This is a genomic window from Alteromonas sp. a30, from assembly GCF_026788005.1.
Lineage (GTDB): Bacteria > Pseudomonadota > Gammaproteobacteria > Enterobacterales > Alteromonadaceae > Paraneptunicella.
The window spans coordinates 1-23,754 of sequence record NZ_JABEPE010000003.1 but is presented as its reverse complement, the minus strand read 5'-3'; the positions used below and the strand labels follow the sequence as shown (position 1 = coordinate 23,754).

Below are 23,754 nucleotides of genomic sequence, written 5' to 3'. Positions count from 1 at the left end.
ACTTGGCCATGTTGACGGTTAAAACAAAACGTATCACCGCTAATTTATTACTTTGGGTGATGTTAATGAACCCCGCGTTTGTTGCGGCAAACGGCGTGGTTACTGCCTCAAATGCAGAACCAGAATTTGCGATACCAGCTCAGCAATTTTCCACGGGTGTGGTGGTCGATACCTCATCGGGTGATCCGCAAAGAACCGGCATAAAAGAGTCTGCCAATGGCGCCACGGTGATTGATATTGCCGAAGCCTCGCAAGCAGGGGTGTCTCATAACCTGTTTAGCCAATTCAACGTGGATGAAAATGGCCTGATTTTAAATAACAGCTTAAACCCGATTATTTCCCAACTTGGTGGCTGGACAGACGGAAACCGCCGCTTAGCAGGGGGAACTGCCAGCATTATTTTGGCGGAAGTGACAGGAAACAGTGCCTCTTCTTTATTAGGCTTTACCGAAATTTTGGGCGACTCCGCAGAGTTTGTATTAGCTAACCCTAACGGCATTACCTGTAATGGCTGTGGTTTTATTAATACCCCGCGTGTGACCTTCGCCACAGGAACCGCCGATGTGCAAAATGGCGCGCTGTTAGGCTTTAACGTGAATTCCGGTAGCGTGATTATTGATGGTGCAGGTTTGAATGCCTCTAACATCAGCAAATTCGATATTTTAACGCGCGCAATGTACGTTAATGCCGCGTTGTACGCCAATGAGCTTAACGTTTATACGGGCAACAACTATGTTGGTTACAGCGCTGGTGATGTGAATGTGTTGGAAAATCAGCCCGGCGATACGCCATTTCAATTTGCTTTAGATGCCTCAGCCCTTGGTTCGATGTATGTAAACAGCATCAAACTGATTGGCACAGAAGCAGGTTTAGGCGTGCGCTCCGATGGCTTAATTAGTGCCACAGAGCGCGTAGAGCTAACCGCCGATGGGCGTATTCGCTTAAAAGACACACTAACGGCGGGTGATCTGGCGTTAACCTCTCAAAACAATGATGTGATTTTAGATGGCAGCACGTTTGGCAATAGCGTTAACATTAGCGCAGGCGGCAGTGTGGGCAATGCTGGAGAGCTTTCCGCGCAAGAGCAAATTAATTTACAAGCACAAGCACAAATTGAAAACCAAGGGCGTATTTTAACCGAAGGTGATGTGACACTTTCAGGCGAGACTTTCGATAACCAAGCCGAAGCGATCATTCAATCCAATCAGCTAACCGCGCAAATCAACGACATTGTGAATACCGGCACCTTGGTTGCTCAAAACCTTGTGATTAGCGGTTCACAGCTTACTAACTCGGGTCATATCCAAGGCGATAACATCGATATTAGTGCCAACATCGAGCAAACCGAAGGCACTTTATACCAAGCCACTGAAGATGGCAGTTTAACCATTAACAACCAGCAAACGTTGATCACTGGCGGCTTAATCGCACATGAAGGCGACGCGAGCGTGGTATCAAATGAACTCACAAACAATAGCAATTGGCTCGCAAACGGCACACTGAATATCGACGTACAATCGGTAGTCAATACGGGCACTTTGCAGTCCGAATCTGCCCTTGAGTTAACCACCGATACTTTAAGCAACAGTGGCAACCTATTACTGAATAGTGAAACCGCATCAGGGCTGAATATCAGCCAATCGTTTAATAACGATGGTGGCGTGCTCCAATCTACTTCGGCATTGAATATCGACACCCAAAATATCAGTAACCAAAACGGGCAGATATTGCTGTTGAGCGAAGATGAAACCAATGTGCTTGCTGCAACTGATGAGTTCAATAATGTCAATGGTCAGGTGCTTAGTAACGGTGAAACGCAGTTATCGGCGGCGACTGTGGATAATACAAATGGCGAGATCAATGCGGCCAGTATAACGCTTAACGCAGAAACATTGTCGAACCAAACTGGCCGAATTACCGCGCAGTCACTCGATATCCACGCACAATCGTTAAATAACCGTGAAGGGACGTTAGCAGCAGAACAGCTAAGTTTGTCGGGCGATGAACTGAATAATCAGGCCGGCGTGATTGTGGCGCAAAGCTTTGAAGAAACCCCTTCTGATGAGCAATTGGATGCCTTGTCGATCGAGTTAAATTTCACCTCAGAAATTGATAATAGCGAGGGCGGTGTAATAGAAAGTCAGACGCAAGATTTTGCGTTTGTGACCGAGCATATTAATAACAATGGTGGCCGAATTGCGCTCATCGGCACTGGGGTACTGAGCATTGAAGCGTTGGAGTTGCTTAATGAGGCGGGAACCATCATTGCCAATGAAACGACTTTGAATATTGAAACTATTAATAACAGTAGTGGGCAGTTATTGGCGCAAACCCAGCTTGATATTAGCGGTATTGATATTGCCAACCAAGACGGGGTCATTCAGGCGGGTGAGTCGCTAAATATTGATTTAACCGGGGCCTTAACAGCAGAGGGTGAAACGGTTATTTCCGCACAAAATACTAGCATTTTATCACAGCACATTGATCTCGGTGAGAATGCGGTCATTAACGCCGAAGCTTTATCGATTAATGCGACAGATATTGCTAACCAAGGTCTGATTCGGGCCTTTGGCGAGTCTGAAAATGCATTATCTATTAATGCCCAAAGCATCGTAAATGCTGGGCGTATTGAATCATCTGGCGAGAATTTCGTACTTGATAATATCCAAATCGACAACACCAACGGTGAGATTATTCATCTAGGTTTGGGCGTATTGCAGCTAGCATTTTTGGGGGGCTTAATTAATCAGGACGGCATAATTTACTCGCAATCAGATGTGACAATTGCAGAGCTTGATAATGGCAACCTGCTTAACAATAACGGGCAGGTGTTAGCTAACCAAAACCTCACGGTAGAGGCCACAGAAATACAAAACCAAAGTGGTGTTGTTCAGGCACAACAGCAGCTTTCGATTAATGCTCAGCAGCTTAACAACGACCTTGAAGGGGTGATTAGTGCCAATAATGCGAGCTTGTCGGTAGCAAATTGGCAAAATGCGGGTGATTTTGTGGCAAATAGTGCCAGTGTGTCAGCTTCTCGCATTCACAACACCGGCACGATTCAAGTTGTTAGCGTGTCGAGTGACGAAGAAGGCTCAACCAATAGCAATGCACAAAGCACCGTTTTTACGCTGGATACTCGAGAGTTAATTAACCAAGGTACATTGTTGACTGATGCTGCCAATTTAACGTTGAACAATGTGCGCCTAAACAACCAAGGTGGCATTATCGCGCATCAGGGGCAAGGAGTGTTGCAAATTAACGCGGTGGGGTCGTTGAATAACCAAAACGGGGTTATCAATACTAATCAGCTCGCCGTGAGTGCAGGATCCTTGAATAATATCGATGGTCAAATAGTCGCTCTTTCGCCACAAGCAAATATGCACTTAAATGTGCAAAGTCAGTTGCGTAATAACAATGGTTTGATTGGCAGTGCGGGGAGTTTGAATCTTTCCGCTGGCGATATTACAAACAACGATGGCAGCATTCAAATGTCGGGCAATGGTGTGATCAACGCATCAACCATTGATAACCAAGGCGAGGGGCAAATCTTTGCGGGCAACGCCTTGGATGTGACGGCAACAACACTAAATAATAACGGCACCTTGCAGGCTAATCAGCTCGTTGCAAAAGTATCTTCAATCGATAACCAAGGCACCATTGCTGCCACTGGCACACAGGGCAACAGTTTAGTATTTAATACCCGTAATTTGAACAATGGTGGTGTGATTGTTAGCCAAGGTGAAAACCTGTTGTTTAACGATATGGTCTTAAATAATGCCGGAGGAGTGATTGTTCACGAAGGGCTTGGCGTACTGAGTATTGAAACGCTGGGTAGTTTGAACAATACCAACGGACAAATCTCGACCAACGGTGGCCTTGTATTAACAACTGATAAACTATTAAACGACCAAGGTATGGTGTTATCGGCTGGGGATGCAACGCTAAATTTTTCTGATTTGAGTAATGTTGCCGGTACGTTAAATATTCAAGGTAATGCCGTCTTTGAGGTGGAAAACTTGAACAACAGTGAGGGGCAAATTGTCGCCTCATCATTAGAAATAAGCACACAAAGTTTGCAAAACCAAGACGGTGCCATTGTTACAACAGGCACGGGGGCTGGAACCGGGTTAACTCTCAATATTGCTGAAGAGATAAACAACACCCGAGGGCAAATTGCTTCTGCGGGTGAACAAGCCAGTATTACAGCGGCAACTATCTTGAATGAACAAGGCTTAATTCAAGGTGACAACACTCTATCCTTAACCACGCAAACGCTAATGAATTCGGGGCTGATTGAAGCGAATAACCTTGATATTACGACTACCCAATTCGATAACCAAGGTGACGTTACCGCTAATGCGCACTTAAACCTCACCCAAGCCGAGCTAACTAACGCCGGAAATATTAGCGCCCTAAGTGCCAATATCACAGCGCAAACGATTGAAAATAGCGGAGCGGTGAATATTACGGGTTCCGAGGATGATAGCTTTGTACTCACCGTTGATACCCTCAATAACGCTGGCACTATTGCTACCCTAAGCGCCAATTTCACCTTAGAAGACATCAATTTAGACAACACTGACGGGCAGTTATTGCATTACGGCGTGGGCGTGTTTTCGTTATCGGTATTGGATGAACTGAGCAACCAAGACGGTGTGATTTTAAGTCAAGGTGAGTTGCATCTCACCACACCAATCTTAAACAATCAAAACGGGCAAATTCTGGTCGTTGCAGGCGAGGATGCGCCAGCAGGTTCGGGTGTTCTCAAGCTAGATATACAAAGCATTACCAACACCGGCACAGGCGCAATTGCTAGCGCTGGCTCACTTATCATGAATGCTGACGATTTGCTTAGTAACGCAGTGATAAGTTCAGAAGGTGCGATGACCCTTAACGTTGATGACGTTACGCTGCAAACCGACAGTCAATTATTGGCTGGCGATTTAACGCTTGATGCCAGCACCTTAAGTAACGCAGGTATTTTGAGTGCTGAAAACACTCAGCTAACAACAACCCATATAACTAACTCAGGGCAAATTGCGATTGCTGGCGATTTACAGCTGAGCGTTACCGATTTAATTAACACCCAAGGCAGTATTCAAGTAACTGATAACCTCACAGTGGATTTGGTTACACTGAATAATACTGACGGGCAAATTTTGAGTAACGGTGCGGCAACAATCAATGCCGATTCAGTCGTTAATCAGCAAGGGCAAATTGGCGCACAGCAATTAACCTTGAATATTGCTGATATTGATAACACCAATGCAGGCGAGCTATTTGGTGAGCAATCCTTAAACATCAACACCACCTCCTTGCTTTCTAACGGCGTGATTTCTGGCGGCGAATTGTTGCTAAACGCTCAAACCTTGGTGCTACAAGAATCTGCTGAGCTAAGCGCGAATCAATTTACCTTAACTGCACATAGCCTTGAAAATGCCGGTACTGTGAATGCGTTACAAGCTACGCTAACACTGGATACGTTAACTAACACAGGCACGATGCAAGCCCAAGAAAGCTTAGTGTTAAATACCGATGCGTTCACAAACAGCGGTAATTTGCTAAGTGTGGACCAGCTATCAGTTAGCGCGAATGCTGGTGCATTGAACCTTGAAAATACGGGCACGATTGGCGCAGGTCAGCTTGTTATTGATGTTGAGCAACTTAATAATGCTGAACATGCCGAATTAGCCGCTTATAACACCACGGGCAATGCGTTGCAGCTAACTGTTGCGCAAACCCTTGATAATGCAGGGCGCATTTATAATGGCGGCGAAGCCGGTAGCATTAGCGCTAATCTGATTAGCAACAGTGGGCAGCTTGAGCACACAGGCACAGGTGTGCTCACCCTTGATGCGCAGCACATCGATAATCTGGCACAAGGCGCAATGGGCACGAACGGTGAGTTAATCTTTAACGCGCCTATCCTAAATAACCTTGGAACGTTGGCGGGGCACGCGCTCACGCTTAATACCGCGAATACGCAAAACCAAGGCAGCCTTTTAAGTGATGCGTTAATGATTAATGCCACAAACCTGAATAACGCAGGCTCTATAGAATCGTTAACCGCGCAAATAACGGCCCAAGTGATCGACAATTCAGGGCAAATTCTTGGTGCAGAAACGCAATCAGGCATTGATGCGTTAAGCATAAATGCCACTCAATTGAATAACACAGGGGCGTTAATTAGCCGCAGTGAAAACTTCACGTTACACGGCATTAATATTAACAACCAAGGCGGCCAAATCTTACATTTTGGTGCGGGTGTGTTGGATATTGATACCCTACAAGCCTTACAAAACCAATCGGGTTTGTTGTATTCCGATGGTACGTTGGTGCTGTCTGCCTTGAATTTAGAAAACAGCCAAGGGCGCGTGTTAAGTCAGCATCTTGAAATTGAAACGGGGCAAATTGGCAATCAGCAAGGTGTGCTACAAGCCCAGCAATCGCTGACGATTCAAGCCGATACACTGCAAAATGAATTAGGTTTAATTACCTTAGATGCGCCAGAAACGTCTACGACCAATTCAAGAACGGCGTCGCTAAACATCACACAAGCGCTCAATAACCTAAACGGTGTCATTCGCTTAGAAGGTGACGGGCAGCTCAATTTAAATGCGGCGGATTTACAAAATACCCTAGGCCAGATTTTGTCGGAATCGGCATTAACCATTCAAGCGCAAAACCTATTGAATACCGGTGAGATTGGCGCGCAGACATTAGCGCTAAACGGTGGTCAGGTAAACAACCAAGGCGCGATTGATGCACAAAGCCTTACCACGCAGCTCGATAGCTTGACCAACAGTGGCAACATAGCCGCCATTAATGCACAAGTGCAGGCAACCCAAATAAGCAACTCAGGGCTGCTTGCTGCTACCGGAAATGTAGGGGAAAGCCTGACTATTTCTGCCGATAGCCTGACCAATACCGGCGTGCTTGCAAGTTATGGAGAGGACTTCACTTTAAGCAACTTGGCGCTGAATAATGCCAATGGCTCCATTGTGCATTTTGGCACAGGCGTGTTAACACTCGATACTCTCACCATGCTCAATAATGCTGCTGGTTTAATTCGCGGTGCAACCGATTTACACATTCTTCAGAGCAATATTGAAAACCAAGCTGGGCTGATTGAAACCGCAAATACGCTGACGATTGATGTTGATAACGTCGTTAATGAAGGCGGCGAAATACGCGCCGATGTACTTGACCTAAGTGCAACTCAAGTTAACAACCAAAACGGTTTAATTGCGGTTGCCGAGCAGCTAGATATTGACGTGCAGCAAACGCTTGATAACACGGCAGGTCGCATTTTAAGCACGGCAACGCAAGCGAATATCGCAACACAAAACTTGCTCAATGATTCTGGCTTGATAAGCCAATTAAGCGACGATGCGCTGAATGTGTCGATAACTGGCACGCTTTCTGGCGTGGATAGCGTTATCCGCGCAGATAACGTGCTTAATGTAGACGCCAATCAATTAAACAACCAAGGCACGTTAGCAGCAAATCAACTCACAATTAACGCCGCCAATTTAGATAACCAAGCCACCATTCAAGCGAATCAACTCAACATTAATGCGCAAGCGTTAGTAAACAGCGGTTTGTTATTGGCCGCAGGCACACAAGCCGATGTGTTATCGCTTAATGTAGATGGCACTTTGTTTAACAGTGGTCGCATTCAAAGTTTAGGGGAAAATCTTACGCTAACGGGCTTAGTGGATAATTCCAACGGCGAAATCATTCATGCGGGTGTAGGCGTATTGCAATTGGATGAACTGATTAACGCCAATGGTTTAGTGCATTCAGAAAACCAACTCGCTGTGCTGGGGCGCCAAATCAACAATAATAGTGGTGTGCTTCAGGCGAGCCATAGCATTTTATTGGGCGGTGATAACCTGCTCAACCAAGGTGGCAGCATTCAGGCCAACGACATCACCCTTAATAGCGCCAACGTAAATAACGATGTGGGTGTGATCAGCGCAGCAAATAACATCGTAGCCAATGTAGATAGTTATCAAAGTGACGCCGGTGTTTTACTTGCCAATAACCAATTGAATTTGAATGCCGAGCAGGTTGCTAATACTAACGGTGCATTAATTAGCGCAAGCGACACCCAAATTGCCACGGCATTATTACAAAACCTCGGTGGCAAAATTGAAAGCACACAAAGCATGTTGCTGGATGTGGGAAGCGCGCAAAATCAGGGCGGTTTGATCCTTTCCGCAGGCGACAACTTCACTCTGAACTTAGGCCAAAGCTTTGATAACAGCGCAGGCGGTCAACTTGAAGTGCACAGCCAAAACTGGCTCATCCAGAATCAAAACATTAATAACCAAGGCGGTGTGTTACGCCACATGGGTATTGGCGCACTGGATATTCAACACACAGGTACCGTTAACAACAGCCAAGGCTACATTGGCACATTAGGCGCACTAAACCTGCAAGCCGATACCCTTAACAACACCCAAGGGCGCTTAATTTCGGGTACGGGCTCAATCCTCAACCTTGCGCAAACTCTGAATAACAATGCGGGTGTGATTTATAACGAGGCAGGAAACCTTAGCATTCAGGCGAATACTTTAAATAACGGTGTGCTTGATGCTAATGCAGGTTCCATAGTGCAAAACGGTGTAGGCACATTAAACATTAATGCTAGCAACTTGAACAACCAAGGGTTAATTCAGGGGCAAGCGCTTACACTCTCTGGCGATAGCATTAACAATGCCGGTAGCATTCAGGGCGAGCAGGTAACGCTCAGCGCCACGTCGTTTAACAATGACGCCGGATTCATTGCCGCAACGGCGACCAGTCATGAGTCATTGCAGTTATTAACCACGCAAGCAGTCAGTAACCAAAATGGGATTATTCAAAGCGCTGGAACCGCACTTAATTTATCGCAAGGGTTGAATAACCAAGATGGGCAACTTGTGTTTCTTGGCAATGGCGTATTAACGCTTAATGACCTTGTGAACAACAACGGTCGCGTGGTGAGCCAAGGTGATATTCAAAGCACTGGCAACTTGTCGAACCAATCTGGCAGCATTCAAGCCGCCAACAACATTCAGCTACAGCAAAGCAATATCAACAACCAAGCAGGACAAATTCATGCGGCGAATAATTTAGCGTTAAGTGCAACATCGTTGGCAAACCAAGGCGGTTTAATTAGCTCCGCTGGCAATGAGTTTGACGTAAATGTAACAGGCGCACTAAACAACAGTGCGGGTGGCGTGTTGGTGACGCAGGCCAATACCATGCAAGTGACCACTGCTGATTTGGTCAATACTGGCGGCACGGTAAAACACCTAGGAAGTGGTCAGCTTCTATTGAATGGCTTATCAACGCTAAACAACGACAATGGCGTGATTGATACCGCAGGGAATATTGCACTAACACTGGATCAGCTTAGCAACAACGGCGGCGTGATTGCGGCCAACCAAGCCACAATTAACGCTGGCAGTATTGCCAACCGTGCGGGCGCGCTACAAGGGTCGCAGTTGAATATTACCACGACTCATTTAGATAACACCGGCGGCTTACTGTTAGGGCAAGGTACAGGAACACAAGCTTTAAATCTTAACGTAAGCGGTGTGTTGAATAACACCAACGGTACGCTTGAGTCTCGTGGACAGCAGTTCACGTTGGCAGGGAATATTGGCTCGTTAATCAACACTGGAGGGCAAATTCGTAATCATGGTTTGGGTGTTTTACGCATCTCACAAAATGGTGCGTTGAACAACGATTCGGGCTTAATTTACAGCGCGGGCCAATTGGTGCTTGATAGCGGCAACTTATCGAATAACAGCGGCACGATTTTTGGTGCTTCAGGCGCAGCGCTAAACACTGGTACTTTTTCTAATCAGCAAGGGCAAGTGCAATCCAATGGGGTGTTAAGCATCAGCGCGACCAGCGTGAATAACAACAATGGGCAAATTGCCGGTAATCAACTAAGCGTGAATAGCGCAGGTAGTATTAGCAATAGCAGCGGTGTATTAACAGGTGGCAGCGTTACCTTAAGCGGCTCAAGCTTAAACAACAGCAACGGGCAACTTATTGCAACCAGCACAGGGAACAATACCTTGTCGCTTTCTGGTTTATCGTCGATTAATAACAGCAGCGGCACAATTAGCTCGCGTGCGGCGAATTGGAATGTGTCGTTAAATAACTTGTCGAATACCGGCGGCAAGCTTATCCACCAAGGAAGCGGCACTTTCACGGTGGGGCAGTCTGGTACGTTAACCAACGATGGTCTTATCGCCTCTAGCGGCAACTTGCAGCTTAATGCTGGCATAGTTGATAACCAAGGTAACTTACAAGCAGCCAATACTTTACGAGTGGATGCTGCGCTAACCAACCGCGCAGGTGGCGTGATGTTGGCGCAAAACATCGATATTAACGCCAACGGAAAAACCGTTTCCAACCTCGGGCAAATAGTGGCGAATAATGCCGGTGTTGGCGTGATCAGCATCGATGCGTTAGAAACCCATAACAGCGGTACGTTATATAGCGCTGATAGCCTTACGCTTAACGCCAATAACATTAACAACACCGGCTCTATTTCCGCAGATACCCTTACCGCAAGTGGTTTTAGCACGCTTAGCAATAACGGACGCATTGAAAGCATGACCGCAAACTACAGCGGTGGTACGTTCGAAAACTTATCCGGCGGGCAGCTTGTTGGCGCAAGTTCGGGGAATGTTGCGCTTAACTTAAACGTTAGCCAGCTGACGAACCAAGGGCAAATATTCAACAACGGTGCGAATATGGCGTTTGGCGGTAATATCACCAATTCCGGCAGTATTACCCATGCAGGGAGCGGCGTGCTTACTCTTGGTGATAAAGGTAGTGTAAACGTTGGTGGCGGGAACATTGCCACAGCCGGAACCGCAAGGTTAATGGGCAGCGTTTCTGGTGCTGGCGGTATTTTTGCGCAAACAGGAATGGAAATTAACAGTGCAACGCCGTTCGTTAACAGCAACTCTCAGTTATACACCCAAGGCAATCTGCAAATTAACGCCGAGGTGAACAACCAAAACGGAACCTTAATTGCCGATGGTACTTTGGGCATTAATACCACGGGCAGCATCACCAACAGCAACGGTGTGATTCAAGGCCAAAACCTCAATTTACAAGCGGGCACTTTAGCTAACGATAACGGCACTATCACCTCAACCGGCACAGGCGCAGCAAGCATTCGCGCGGGCACGATTGACAATGGCGGAGGATTAATTCAAGCCGGTGGTTCAGGCTTAAGCGTGACTGCTACCCAAGGCGCTATTAACAACGCAGGCGGCGAGATTATTTATCGTGGCTCTGGCGTTTTGTTGGTGGATGCCAACACCAACCTTGATAACAGCAATGGGCGTATTGCCACGTCTGGCTCTATTGACCTTGATGCAGGGCAATTGTTGGACAACCAAGGTGGCGTGATTTCTGGCGCGAGTTTTACGGTAAATGCAGCAACGCTGAATAACCAAAATGGCTCGTTAGTGGGATTTGGTAGCGGCAATAGCCAGCTTATTACCACAGGTGCATTAAACAACACAGGCGGCACGATTTCTTCTGCTGGAACCAACTTCACTGTCAGCAGCGCGGGGCTCACTAACCACAACGGCACAATTAGCCATGCGGGTACGGGCGTGCTGGCGCTCACTGCAAGCAGCATTAGCAATACTGGCGCGAGTGCAAGCATTGGTTCAAATGGCGGTATTAATTTAAATGCGGGCAGTAGCTTAACTAACCAAGGTAGTGTGGTTGCCGCTAATGCGCTAACGCTTGGCGCAGGTAGCCTAAATAACAGCGGTACGATTGGCAGCGCAACCAATATCACAGACATCAACCTATCCGGCAACTTAGATAACAGCGGCGTAATTGTGGGGCGCGCAGGGTTAGATATTGATGCCCAAGCCATTCGCAATAGCAGCGGTAACATAGAGTCTCAAGGCAGTATTAACCTTGCCGGTTCAAGCTTAAACGTAGGGACGATTCGCGGGCAAAACGTGAACGCCACGTTGAGCGGCGGCTTAACGATTAACTCGGGTGAGCAAATTACCGCTTCGGGTAACATTGCCATTAATACCGGCGGCAGCGTTGCTAACAGTGGCTCTTTACTGGCATCGGGAACGCTAGGTGTGTCAGGAACAAGCTTAAACAACACCGGCTCTATAAGAAGTGGTGGCAACAATACGCTAGGTTTCACAGGCAATTTAAGCAACAGTGGTACGCTCAGCAGTGGCAGCACATTAGTGGTTAATGGTGGCACATTGACCAACTCAGGCACGGTTGCCGCAGCCAACCTAGACATCAACACCAACGTGAATAACACAAACTTGGTGTACGCCTCGAACAACCTCAATATTAGCGGTTCGGTAACAAACAATAATTCCATTTTCTCCAGTGGCGACGCGGTAATTAGCGGTGCATCCATTACCAATAATGCGGGTAGAATCACCGCTGCTGGCAATTTGTCGTTATCCGGCACGATTACCAACAATCGTAGTGGCTCGGTGAGCTTTAACTCCAACGGGGAAGTAACCACAGAAGTTGAATATACCGATGGCAACGACCGATTCTGGCGTCCGGTTAACTTTGTTGGCCCAGATGGCAGCACATGGCGACGAACCAAAGAAGTACGTGAATCCACCACCTACTCGGCAAATGCCTCTGGCTCGGATGGCGTTATCGCCGCCGGCCGTAATTTAAGCTTAAGTGGCAGCATCACCAACAACTACAGCACCATTTCAGCGGGCGGCAACATCACGGTTTCAGGCCGCTTAACCAATAATGCCATTCAAAACCGTATTGAAACCGATATTACCCAGTTACAAGAAACCTACGTATGGGATTGCTTGCAGGACAATGGCTCAGGCTGTACCGAACCGGGCGAGATAACCATTACCTCCGCCGAGCAAGGTGCAAGCCATGAAACCACCTTTACCGGCGGTGCTTACGGCACGATTGCCGCTGGCGGCAGCATTTCAGGCAGTATTTCAGGGTTAGATTCAAACGACGCCAACCCCATCGGTGCCTCCGGCAGAACTGCTGGCACCTCAGCCAGCGGAAGTGCGGGCGCTGCAAGCGTGAGTAGCAATAACGCCGGCGGCTCAAGTGCCAATGTGAATGTGGCTGCAACCAGCGGTACGGCACAGTCAACCAACGGGCAAAACCTCAATGTGAATGCCGCTGGCAGCCAAGCCAATACCAACGTTAACGGCCCAAGCATGGGAGCGGTTAACGCAGGAACCAGTAGCGGCGCAAATACCGGCAACGCCAATGTAGCCAGCGAAGACGCCGTAGTTGCCCAATCTGGCGATAGCTTTAATGAAAGCGTAGAACAACAAAGTACCAACACGACTTCCGTAACGGTTAATGGCACTACCGTGAGCCAGTCCAGTACACAAGTGCTGGCGGCGGGAGATTTATCCGACACCCAAGTTGAAAAGATCATAGGCACAGTGCCAACAGAACCCGGCCCTGTAGATTCCTCTACCACACCGAAAACCGACAAAGCCGGAACCGATTCGCGTGTCGCCGTTATCACCGACAATCCGTTATTGGATGCCAAAGCCAATGGCACGCAGGTGATTATTGATGCTGGCGGCGATTTATCATTAATTGACCCATCCACTTTGCCGCAAAATGGCGCGCAAGCAGGAACCGGCGACCAACTCGCGGGTAATGTAAGCATTCTGCCTGTTGATGCTGCGACGACGCCGCAAGAACCAACTATTTCAACGCCTCTTGATGACAGCGGCAAAACCATTATTGATGGCGAAACCGTATTAGTGCAGACCAATGTCGGTTTGGTCAATGTCACCGGCCCAAGCTTAGGTGGCGTTACCCTGCCAATTGATGACGATACCTTTGGTATTCCAAGCGCGGGTGTTGATGTTGACCAGAACCAGCTAAACGGCATGAATGGCAACTTAAATGCCAGTGGTGTGAACAGAGAAGACGGCGTTATCGTGTTTGATGGCAGCAATCCATCACCGGATTTAGGCTTTGAAGCCGAAACCCGCGATGAATTCTTACAAGAGCCAGATACTAACCCGCTCAACGACGAAGCGTTCATTGCCGAAGTGGAACGTAATGCCGAGCTAACACTCGACGAACTAGAAGACAGGCAAAACGCCCTAAATAACGAATACACCACAACCAGTGCTACCGAAGAAGGCGCAGCGGGCAACAACTCGCCGCCAGCGCCCTTTACTCTGGCGCAAGTGGGCCTAACCCAAGGCGATGTGGAAGTGGCGCAAAATATCTTCATGAGTGAAGAACAAGTGGCTACTTTGGCGGGGCTGGGTTTCAACGAAGATTACATCCGCTTTGGCGAATTCATTCTTTTAGGGGCAGTATCGCAAAACAACCTACTTGAAGATGGCGTCACCATCGGCGCGGGCGACAGCATCGAATTAACCAGTACCGGCGACATCAGCATTGACGCGGGTATATCTGGTGAAAATGGCGTCACCTTAGTCACCGAGCAGTCCTTAAACTTTATCGACACCAGCTTCATTGAAAGCGACACCTTAATTGGCCTTGGCTCAGGCAACAGCTTTACCAACACGCTCGACTTAAACAGCGCCGATGTGTGGCTAGATATTGGCGGCGATTTCACCAACAACGGCAGCATTACTGGTAGCCATTCCGTTGATATTGTCGCTGGCGGTAGCCTAACCAATAACGCCGATATTCAAGCAGGTAGCTTCCTGTGGATGGATGCCTTGGGCGGCGACTTAACCAACAACGGCAGCTTATATTCTGGCGGCTTGTTAGACCTTAGCGCCAACAACAACCTCATTAACAGCGGCGGCGCGAGCATCGAAGGGTTTGATGTAAACCTAAGCGCAGGTGGCGACATTATTAGCCGCACCGAACAGCATCACTACAGCGCAAGTGGCACAATTGCACGCGGCGACTTTAGCTACGAAGCCTCGTGGGGCGGGCAATCTGCCAGCATCATTTCACATAACAGCCTAAGCTTGAATGCCGGTAACGATATCGACGTCACAGGCAGCGAATTTGCCGCCGCAGGCGACATCAGCCTTTACGCAGGAAACGACGTTACCCTTGGTGCGATTGAATACACAACCAACAGCGAACAATACTTCAAAGGCGGTTACGACAAATCCTACGAAACCGAATGGGATGTTACCAGCCTGCAAGCTGGTGGTAATTTATCCGTGGTGGCTGGCAACAACCTCACCTCACAAGGCACAGCGTTCATTGCGGGCGGCGATGTAAACCTAGCCGCAGGCAATGAGATGAACTTAGATGCAGTGGTGGAAACCCATGCCTCTGCCACTAAACGCACCAAGAAAAAGACCTTCTCTAAAACTGTGACCATTAACGAAAGCCATCACGACACAGTGCATGGCTCAACGGTTCTTGCGGGCGGCGATATTCTGATTAATGCCCAAAAAACCGAGGAAGGCATTGCGGTTCAACAAACGGGCGATGTAAATCTTCGCGGCGCGTATCTACAAGCTGATGGCAATATGGTACTTGCTGGTAACGACATCAACATTGAAGCGCAAAGCTACACCGACTACGAAATGCAGTACAAATTCAAGTCGCGTTTTGGTGGCTTAAGCAGCAAAGAAAAGCTAGATGCGAAAGCCACAGAAAAGCTTCATGGCTCCACGTTAATTGCCGGCGGCACAAATGGCGCACAAGGCAGTTTAAGTATTATTGCTGGAGATGATGCGAGCATTGTTGCCAGTGAATTACACAGCGCGGGTAACACAAACTTAAGTGTGTTCGACGAGCTTGTGGTGGCTTCTGGCGAAGAAATCGAGCAAATCGATAAAATGCGAAAAAGTGGTGGTTTGTTCTCTGGTGGCAGCCTGTATTCACTCAAAGAAAGTGTGAGCAGTACACGCACCATTACTGCCGATGCATCGGTTATTAACGCAGGTGGAAACTTACATATCAACACTGGTAGCGCGTTAGTTGTGGGCTCAGATTTAAGCGCCGAAGGTAATTTGGTTGCGAAAACCGATATTGGCGATATTGAAGTGAAAGCCGCCCAAGAAGGGACATTTGCCTATCAATACGACAAAGAAGTGAAAGTGGGCTTGGGGGATATGCTTGGCAATCCTTCGGAAATGGTTAGCGTTGAAGGCGGTAAGCTAAAAGTGACCCTTGCCTCAGCCGATTACGACGAAGTGGAAGTGACCACAAACGAAACCACGCATCGTAGTAGCAATTTAACAGCCAATGGTAATGTGGTGCTCGATTCGGTTGGTGACATCTTCATTGAAGGCTCGAACATTATTGCTGATGCGAACGCCAATGGCGACGGTGATGTAGGTTTAATTGCCGGTGGCAATGTTACCGTAAAAGAAGCCACCAACGAATTTGAAGAGCAAAGGGATGAAACCCACGGTGAAGCAGCGCTAAGCGTAGTGGTGCAAAATAACTATGTGGAAGCGGCTAAATCCATTGAGCAAGTGAATGATGCTAAAAACCAATTAAAACAGGCTGAGCAGGATTACCGTAAATATCAAAAAGAGTTGAGCACGCTAGAAGGCACATTGGCGCAGTTAAAGTCGGACTACGAAGCAGGCGTTGCCGGAACGGACTACAACGATATTAAAGATTTAGAAGCCCTTGTTGCCGACTTAAAAGATGACGAAGAGTTTTATCAGGCAGGTATTGCGCTAGCCACTCTTAATTTGGTGTCGAAAACGACCCTAGCGGCACAGCAAACCAATGCGGCTATAAATGGGGCGGGCACATATGGTTTTGATGTGGGGGTTCAACTGGATATCAATGCCACACAAACGCAAACCCATACCCAAGCAACAACGTCCCATGCTTCACAGATAAGCGGTGAAAACATCACGGTGGTAACAGGATTTGAAGATGAGAGCAGCTTTGGGCAAAGTGGCTCCACCTTGATTCAAGGCAGTTCCTTGGCGGCAAACAACAACCTTACCATTGCTACCGAAACACTGGATGTACTGGCAAGTCGCGACACCTTTAGGCAAACGGTAGATTCTCAAAATGCGTCCATTAGTATGCAGCAAACAGTGTATGGCGCCTCCACCGGCGGGCCTGCGGTAAATGCCAGTTACGGTCAAAGCCGAAGTGAAGATAGAAGCACTACCTATAACAACAGCGTGCTCACGGCTGAGAATATCAATATTGCTACGGCAGGCGATGCGAGCTTCATTGGCGCAAATGTAGATGCCACTAACGACTTAACCTTAAGCGTGGGTGGCGACTTATGGGTGGAGTCGCAACAAAATCGCAGCAGCGGCAGTAATCATTCTTTTGGGGTGAATGCAGGTGTTGGTTTTGGTGGTGGCGATAGCGCAGCAGGCTTAGGAAACAGCTACCAAAATGTTGGCAGTAGCAACGGTGAAGTGTCGAGTGTGAGCGGTGGTTTAAATGTGAGCAACGGGCGCTACGCCAATAAAGAAACCGTGCTGACCACGCTTACATCAGGCAACACTGCCACTATTAACGTGGAAGGTAATACGCAAATTGTTGGCGCACTTATCGCCACCTTAGATGACGAAGGCAACGACCTTGGCAACCTTGCCCTAACCACGGGCTCGCTGGATTTCATCAACCTAAAAGAGCGCAGCTATAACAGCCAAACTGGGTTTTCGGTGAACGCCAACGTGGGCATCTCAGAAGGTGCGAACCCCACCGACCCTGCCAGCCAAGTTGCAGCCAACCCGCAAGATAACGACGATACGCTAAACGTAAATAGCAGCAACATCAGCATTAACACCAGCACAAGCGCCAGTGGCGGCACAACCTACGCCACCATAGGCGAAGGCACAGTGGTGGTGGGCGATGCACAAAGCGAAGCGAATTTGGCAGCCATAAATCGCGATGTGGATAACGTTACCGAGGAGCTATACAACACCGAAACGGGCATGAGCGTAGATGCCACCATCGACCACCGCTTGTTTAACGAAAACGGCCAAAATGCGATATTGGAGGATTTTGCAGAGGTTGCCGAGGAAGTCAAAGCAGGCGTAAAAGCTATTCAGCGCGCGATTTCTCCGCTAACGCCAGAAGAATTTGAAGTGGTGGTGGAAGAAAACAAAGCAGAGATAACGCTCAATATTAAAGAGAAGCTTATTGAAGACGGTTTAACACCAGAGCAGGCGGAAGCAGAGTTAGCCCACATGGATGGACTGGTGCAAAGGGCGGCGTCTTTGCAAAGCATGGTTGAGGAAAACCCAGAGCAGTTAGCGAATATCCTAGAGCAGAGTTTGGTATTAGAAACCCAAACGGACGAAAACGGCATTGAGCATGTGACCATTGGTGGCTCTGCGGATATGGCGCTCGCGCTTGAAGTGGTGATGTTTGCGGCGGCAGCGAAACAAAAGGTAGATGAGTTTAATGAAAGTGACGCGGGTCAGGCTGCGGCGTTTTTAGCGGAAATTGCAGCGGGTCCAGTTGGGTTTTTGATAGGAAAAGTGGCAGAAACGCTTGCACAAACAGAGCCGGGGCAGGCATTGTTGGCGAAAGCAGAAGAAGGATTAGAAGCCGGTGGAACCGTACTTGCGACCGTTGTCACCAATGAAGATAGCATAGAAGATTTTGAGGAGGGTTACGCCGACGAGGAGACTCACGACCCGACAGCGCACAGAGAAGCGAAGTCTGCATCTGTAGAAGCCTTGCTATTGGTTGGTACAATAGCTGGCGTCTTGGTTCCTGTATTGAAGGATACCTTTAAGAAAAAAGGTGGTGGCAATAATGACTCCGGTGGGGATGATGGTCCGAGTGGTGGCGATAATAGCCCTCCGCTACGAAACGACAATGGCGATGAATATGGCAATTTGCCAGATGGCGCATTAATTCCTGATGAGCATTTAACTAATCTGCATCTAGATCGGCTTTCATTTGATGTCCTTTTCACAAAAGTTGATGAGTTGGATGTTTCTGCTGGTAAAGATCAGGCTGTCTTTTATTCTGGTTTAGGGGCTAGAGGGGCAGCTGAAACTTACGCGAACAAAAACAATTTAACGACGCTAGAACAAACTTCTGGCGGCAAGTGGCTAGATGATTTAAAACTATTTGAAGGAACAGTCTCTGATGTTGATGTAAGTAAAGCTGCTGATGTTTGGGGGAAGATTTCGTCGAATTATGCAACTCAAGCAGTTGGCAGGGTAACTGCGATTATAAATAATCCCAGACCAACAAGTATTTTTCTTACACAAGAGCTACCGACTCTCCTTAAGAATCCAAACGTGACGGAAATTGTAATTCGCTCTGCCAGTGGAAAAAATATATCCATTCCCAGTGGCACGCCCATAAATGCGGCTTTGAAAATGATAGAAGGACTTTAGTATGCCAAATAAGTTTAAAATATACATGCCTCATAGGCACACTGTTATTTACAAAGATGAAACGTTGGAGGCTTCATTTGAAGTGGAGTTATTGGTTGATGGGGTAGTGTTGTATGCGAACTCTCCTTCATTTATTAAGGGGGAGGGGAAATCACTTCTTCAAGTGGTGTCTGATATTCGAGTTTGGCTGGAGAGTAAGTTTTCTAAAGTTGAAGTAGATAATTCCCCTCCAACAAATTTTTTTGTTTAATTTTTGTGCTGTGTGTCCCGTCCAAACGTCTACAAGATAACGGGTAATATTTCTCAAGGTTGATTTTTAGGTTTTTGCTTAAAAATCAACCTGTATTTTCTTAAGTTCTTATCAGAGTTTTCAAAACCCTTTTCGGTTTTTCAAATCTCGTCTCAATTTCAGAACAAAAAATAATCAAAAAATTCATTTGAAGCATGGCTGTCCCGTGGACGGCGATTTATCCACTTACTATATCTTTTAACTTCATTCTGAGCGGCTAATGTGCCGACGCCATTTGGTTAATAAATCAATTCCACACCCGTTAATAATCCACCCCACTTTTCAAAATGCTTTGCGCGTTTGTAGCCCGAAGTAAAGACATCCACTTGCTGCCAGACTTCCATTGGTGTACGCCCGTCCAAGTTGCTGTGAGGTCGAACGGGCGCTACGCCAATAAAGAAACCGTGCTGACCACGCTTACATCAGGCAACACTGCCACTATTAACGTGGAAGGTAATACGCAAATTGTTGGCGCACTTATCGCCACCTTAGATGACGAAGGCAACGACCTTGGCAACCTTGCCCTAACCACGGGCTCGCTGGATTTCATCAACCTAAAAGAGCGCAGCTATAACAGCCAAACTGGGTTTTCGGTGAACGCCAACGTGGGCATCTCAGAAGGTGCGAACCCCACCGACCCTGCCAGCCAAGTTGCAGCCAACCCGCAAGATAACGACGATACGCTAAACGTAAATAGCAGCAACATCAGCATTAACACCAGCACAAGCGCCAGTGGCGGCACAACCTACGCCACCATAGGCGAAGGCACAGTGGTGGTGGGCGATGCACAAAGCGAAGCGAATTTGGCAGCCATAAATCGCGATGTGGATAACGTTACCGAGGAGCTATACAACACCGAAACGGGCATGAGCGTAGATGCCACCATCGACCACCGCTTGTTTAACGAAAACGGCCAAAATGCGATATTGGAGGATTTTGCAGAGGTTGCCGAGGAAGTCAAAGCAGGCGTAAAAGCTATTCAGCGCGCGATTTCTCCGCTAACGCCAGAAGAATTTGAAGTGGTGGTGGAAGAAAACAAAGCAGAGATAACGCTCAATATTAAAGAGAAGCTTATTGAAGACGGTTTAACACCAGAGCAGGCGGAAGCAGAGTTAGCCCACATGGATGGACTGGTGCAAAGGGCGGCGTCTTTGCAAAGCATGGTTGAGGAAAACCCAGAGCAGTTAGCGAATATCCTAGAGCAGAGTTTGGTATTAGAAACCCAAACGGACGAAAACGGCATTGAGCATGTGACCATTGGTGGCTCTGCGGATATGGCGCTCGCGCTTGAAGTGGTGATGTTTGCGGCGGCAGCGAAACAAAAGGTAGATGAGTTTAATGAAAGTGACGCGGGTCAGGCTGCGGCGTTTTTAGCGGAAATTGCAGCGGGTCCAGTTGGGTTTTTGATAGGAAAAGTGGCAGAAACGCTTGCACAAACAGAGCCGGGGCAGGCATTGTTGGCGAAAGCAGAAGAAGGATTAGAAGCCGGTGGAACCGTACTTGCGACCGTTGTCACCAATGAAGATAGCATAGAAGATTTTGAGGAGGGTTACGCCGACGAGGAGACACACGACCCGACAGCGCACCGAGAAGCTAAGTCCGCATCTGTAGAAGCCTTGCTATTGGTTGGTACAATAGCGGGCGTATTGGTTCCTGTATTGAAAGATACCTTTAAGAAGAAAGGTAGCGGCAATAATGACTCCGGTGGGGATGGTGGCTCTGGCGGGGGAGGTGAAGGCCCAGAGGGTGGTGTAAGTACAAATAGTGTTGATGCCAATTCAGGAGAAATATTTGAACCTGGTTTAAATATTACTCCAAACAGCACTCTCAATAACTATCCATCTATAGGTGCAAATGGCACTTTCGTAACAAATTCAAAAACTATTGAAGGTATTATCGGTCCTGTGCCGGATGGTGCTACTGAAATAAGAATAACGAGACAGCAAGCAAATGCTCTTGAGTCTGATTTAGGCTTAAACCCCGGTAGTCTTGAGCAATCAAATACATTATCAATAGTTTCTGATATTCCAGAACGTTGCCCACGCTGTCCAGTTGGTAATGCCGGTAATGATCTATTTTTAGGAGATGGTGAAGGTCTTCCTGGTGGCGGGCCTGAGCTAGTAATCGATAGTATTCCTTCTGCTGGTGGTGATGGAATTAGACAAATAACTATCATTGTGGAGGATTAGTCATGAGTAATATTCTTAAAAGAGTCGGCAAAAAAAGAGATTGCCCTAATTGTTCACATACTCTGAAATATTCTTGGCTTAGTCACATCAACAAAGATTGGATTTCTTTTTACTCAAAAGCTGGCGATACTGTTTTAGTTAGTAAAGAACTCGCTAAATTTGCTGTTAATGAGAATGAATTGTTGAGGGGGATTGCAGAGTATGAAAAGCAACATAAAGTTGATACAGCACACGCATTTTCATTGAGAAATGAAATGAGGTGTCCTAACTGTAATCATCCGTTAACAACTCGATCAAGTGAGGAATTTAAAGACCTAATAGAAGGCCGAGTTGTTTTCTTAGAGGGTATGACTTTTATTAATGATGAAACAGAGTATCAAGTTGAAATTGATTGCCCCGTTGCTGTCCCGTCCAAGCGTCCACAAGATAACGGGTAATATTCCTCAAGGCTGGTTTTTAGGTTTTTGCCTAAAAATCAACCTGTATTTTCTTAAGTTCTTATCAGAATTTTCAAAATCCCTTTCGGTTTTTCAAATCTCGCTTTCATTCCAGAGCAAAAAATAATCAAAAAATTCATTTGAAGCATGGCTGTCCCGTGGATGGGGATACCGACGTCCACTGGTCAACAAATCAACTCCACACCCGTTAATAATCCACCCCATTTTTCAAAAGTAACCGTCCGTCGATTGGAATAAAGTTGTAAACAATCCAGAAGCTAATACGCGGTATGAATTTGAAAACGGCTACGCATACCAAACTGATAGTGATGGACGGGTGAGTTCTGTGGAAGCAGACTTGCAATTAGAAACTTGGGATAGAAATACTTATAGGCAAAGAACGTCTGGCGGGGAATGTAGGGAAAACGCCGACAGTGGCGGACATTTAATTATCTCAATGTTTGGAGGGTAGAGAGAAAGTGTTAACCTTGTACCAATGAATGCCAAACTGAATGGCTCTGGGGGAAGATGGTATAAGCTTGAAACGAGGTGGAAGGGTGTCTTAGTAGGTGGCGGAAAGGTGAAAGTTAAGATTAATCCTGTGTATTCCGGCACGAGTAAAAGACCTACAGAATTTGAGGTTACTTTTTCAGTTAATAATGGGCCAGTTCAAAAACAGAAAATTAAAAATACTCCAACAGGAAATTAATGATGAACTATTCTGAGTTGATAAAACAAGTCGGACAACTTTTGTGGTCAGTGACGCCCGAAGATGCCTTGATAATAAGAATGCAGGGGAGTGTTTATGAATTGAATAGTGGTGGAGTAGTGACCTTTATACTAAAGGTTAATGAAAGGGAGTCGTGGTTTGATTTTGAGGATCCCAGAAATCAAATCGTTTCGGATATACTTAAAATTATTGAGGAATATAAAAAAAGCACTGATAAACTTCATGAAAGTTGGTCTCACTTTGAAGTAGAGTTGAGTGAGTTAGGGAAAATTAAAGTGAATTTTGCTTACATCCCTGAGGATGACTCTTGGGCAGGATTGTACATGAAAGGTGTCAGTGATTTAACGAGGGAAGAAGCTAAAGCTAATTACATTCCCGAAAAGGATTGGGCAGATCGAGTGAAAAAGTATAAAGGGTGCCCCGTCCAAACGTCCAAAAGATGATGGGTAATATTTCTCAAGGTTGATTTTTAGGTTTCTGCTTGAAAATTAACCTGTTATTTCTAAAGTTCCTACCAACATTTTGGAAATCCCTTCTGAATTTTCAAATCTCGTCTCAATTTCAGAATAAAAAATAATCAAAAAATTCATTTGAAGTATGGCTGTCCCATGAACGGCGATTTATCCTCAACTGTTGGGGGGCAATTAGAAATTAGAGCTCCAAGAATGGAAGGACAGTTGCCCACAGTCGTTCATGCTCGTTATGTTGGAGGGGCTTTGTTGAACAAAAGATTTGAACTTTTCCTTCTCTCAATGATCAGATCACCAAATCATTATTTCTCCTTCCTCATGTCTAA

The 23,754-nt window shown here is 46.9% G+C and carries 6 protein-coding genes and 1 pseudogene; all 7 read left to right on the top strand.

Annotation, left to right across the window (positions count from 1 at the left end):
* Positions 1-8: 8 nt before the first annotated feature.
* Positions 9-19,313: a hypothetical protein gene (locus tag HJG39_RS04065; protein ID WP_268407112.1), complete on the top strand. Its 19,305-nt coding sequence runs from the start codon at positions 9-11 to the stop codon at positions 19,311-19,313.
* Between the two features lies 1 nt (position 19,314).
* Positions 19,315-19,563 (top strand): hypothetical protein, encoded by a 249-nt coding sequence (locus tag HJG39_RS04060; protein ID WP_268407111.1) that lies wholly within the window; start codon positions 19,315-19,317, stop codon positions 19,561-19,563.
* 407 nt (positions 19,564-19,970) lie between these two features.
* The gene (locus HJG39_RS04055) at positions 19,971-21,791 is read left to right on the top strand and encodes a hypothetical protein (RefSeq protein WP_268407108.1); all 1,821 of its coding nucleotides are present in this window, start codon (positions 19,971-19,973) and stop codon (positions 21,789-21,791) included.
* Positions 21,792-21,793: 2 nt separating this feature from the next.
* Positions 21,794-22,228 (top strand): hypothetical protein, encoded by a 435-nt coding sequence (locus HJG39_RS04050; protein WP_268407105.1) that lies wholly within the window; start codon positions 21,794-21,796, stop codon positions 22,226-22,228.
* A 292-nt stretch (positions 22,229-22,520) separates the two neighbouring features.
* A pseudogene (locus HJG39_RS04045) lies at positions 22,521-22,937 on the top strand (DNA/RNA non-specific endonuclease); the annotation flags it as partial.
* On the top strand, positions 22,937-23,401 hold the full coding sequence (locus HJG39_RS04040) for a hypothetical protein (protein ID WP_268407102.1): 465 nt from the start codon (positions 22,937-22,939) through the stop codon (positions 23,399-23,401). The pseudogene HJG39_RS04045 and the gene HJG39_RS04040, both read left to right, overlap by 1 nt.
* A 165-nt stretch (positions 23,402-23,566) precedes the next feature.
* Positions 23,567-23,754: hypothetical protein (locus tag HJG39_RS04035; RefSeq protein WP_268407099.1), on the top strand; the 188-nt coding region annotated here is incomplete at its 3' end.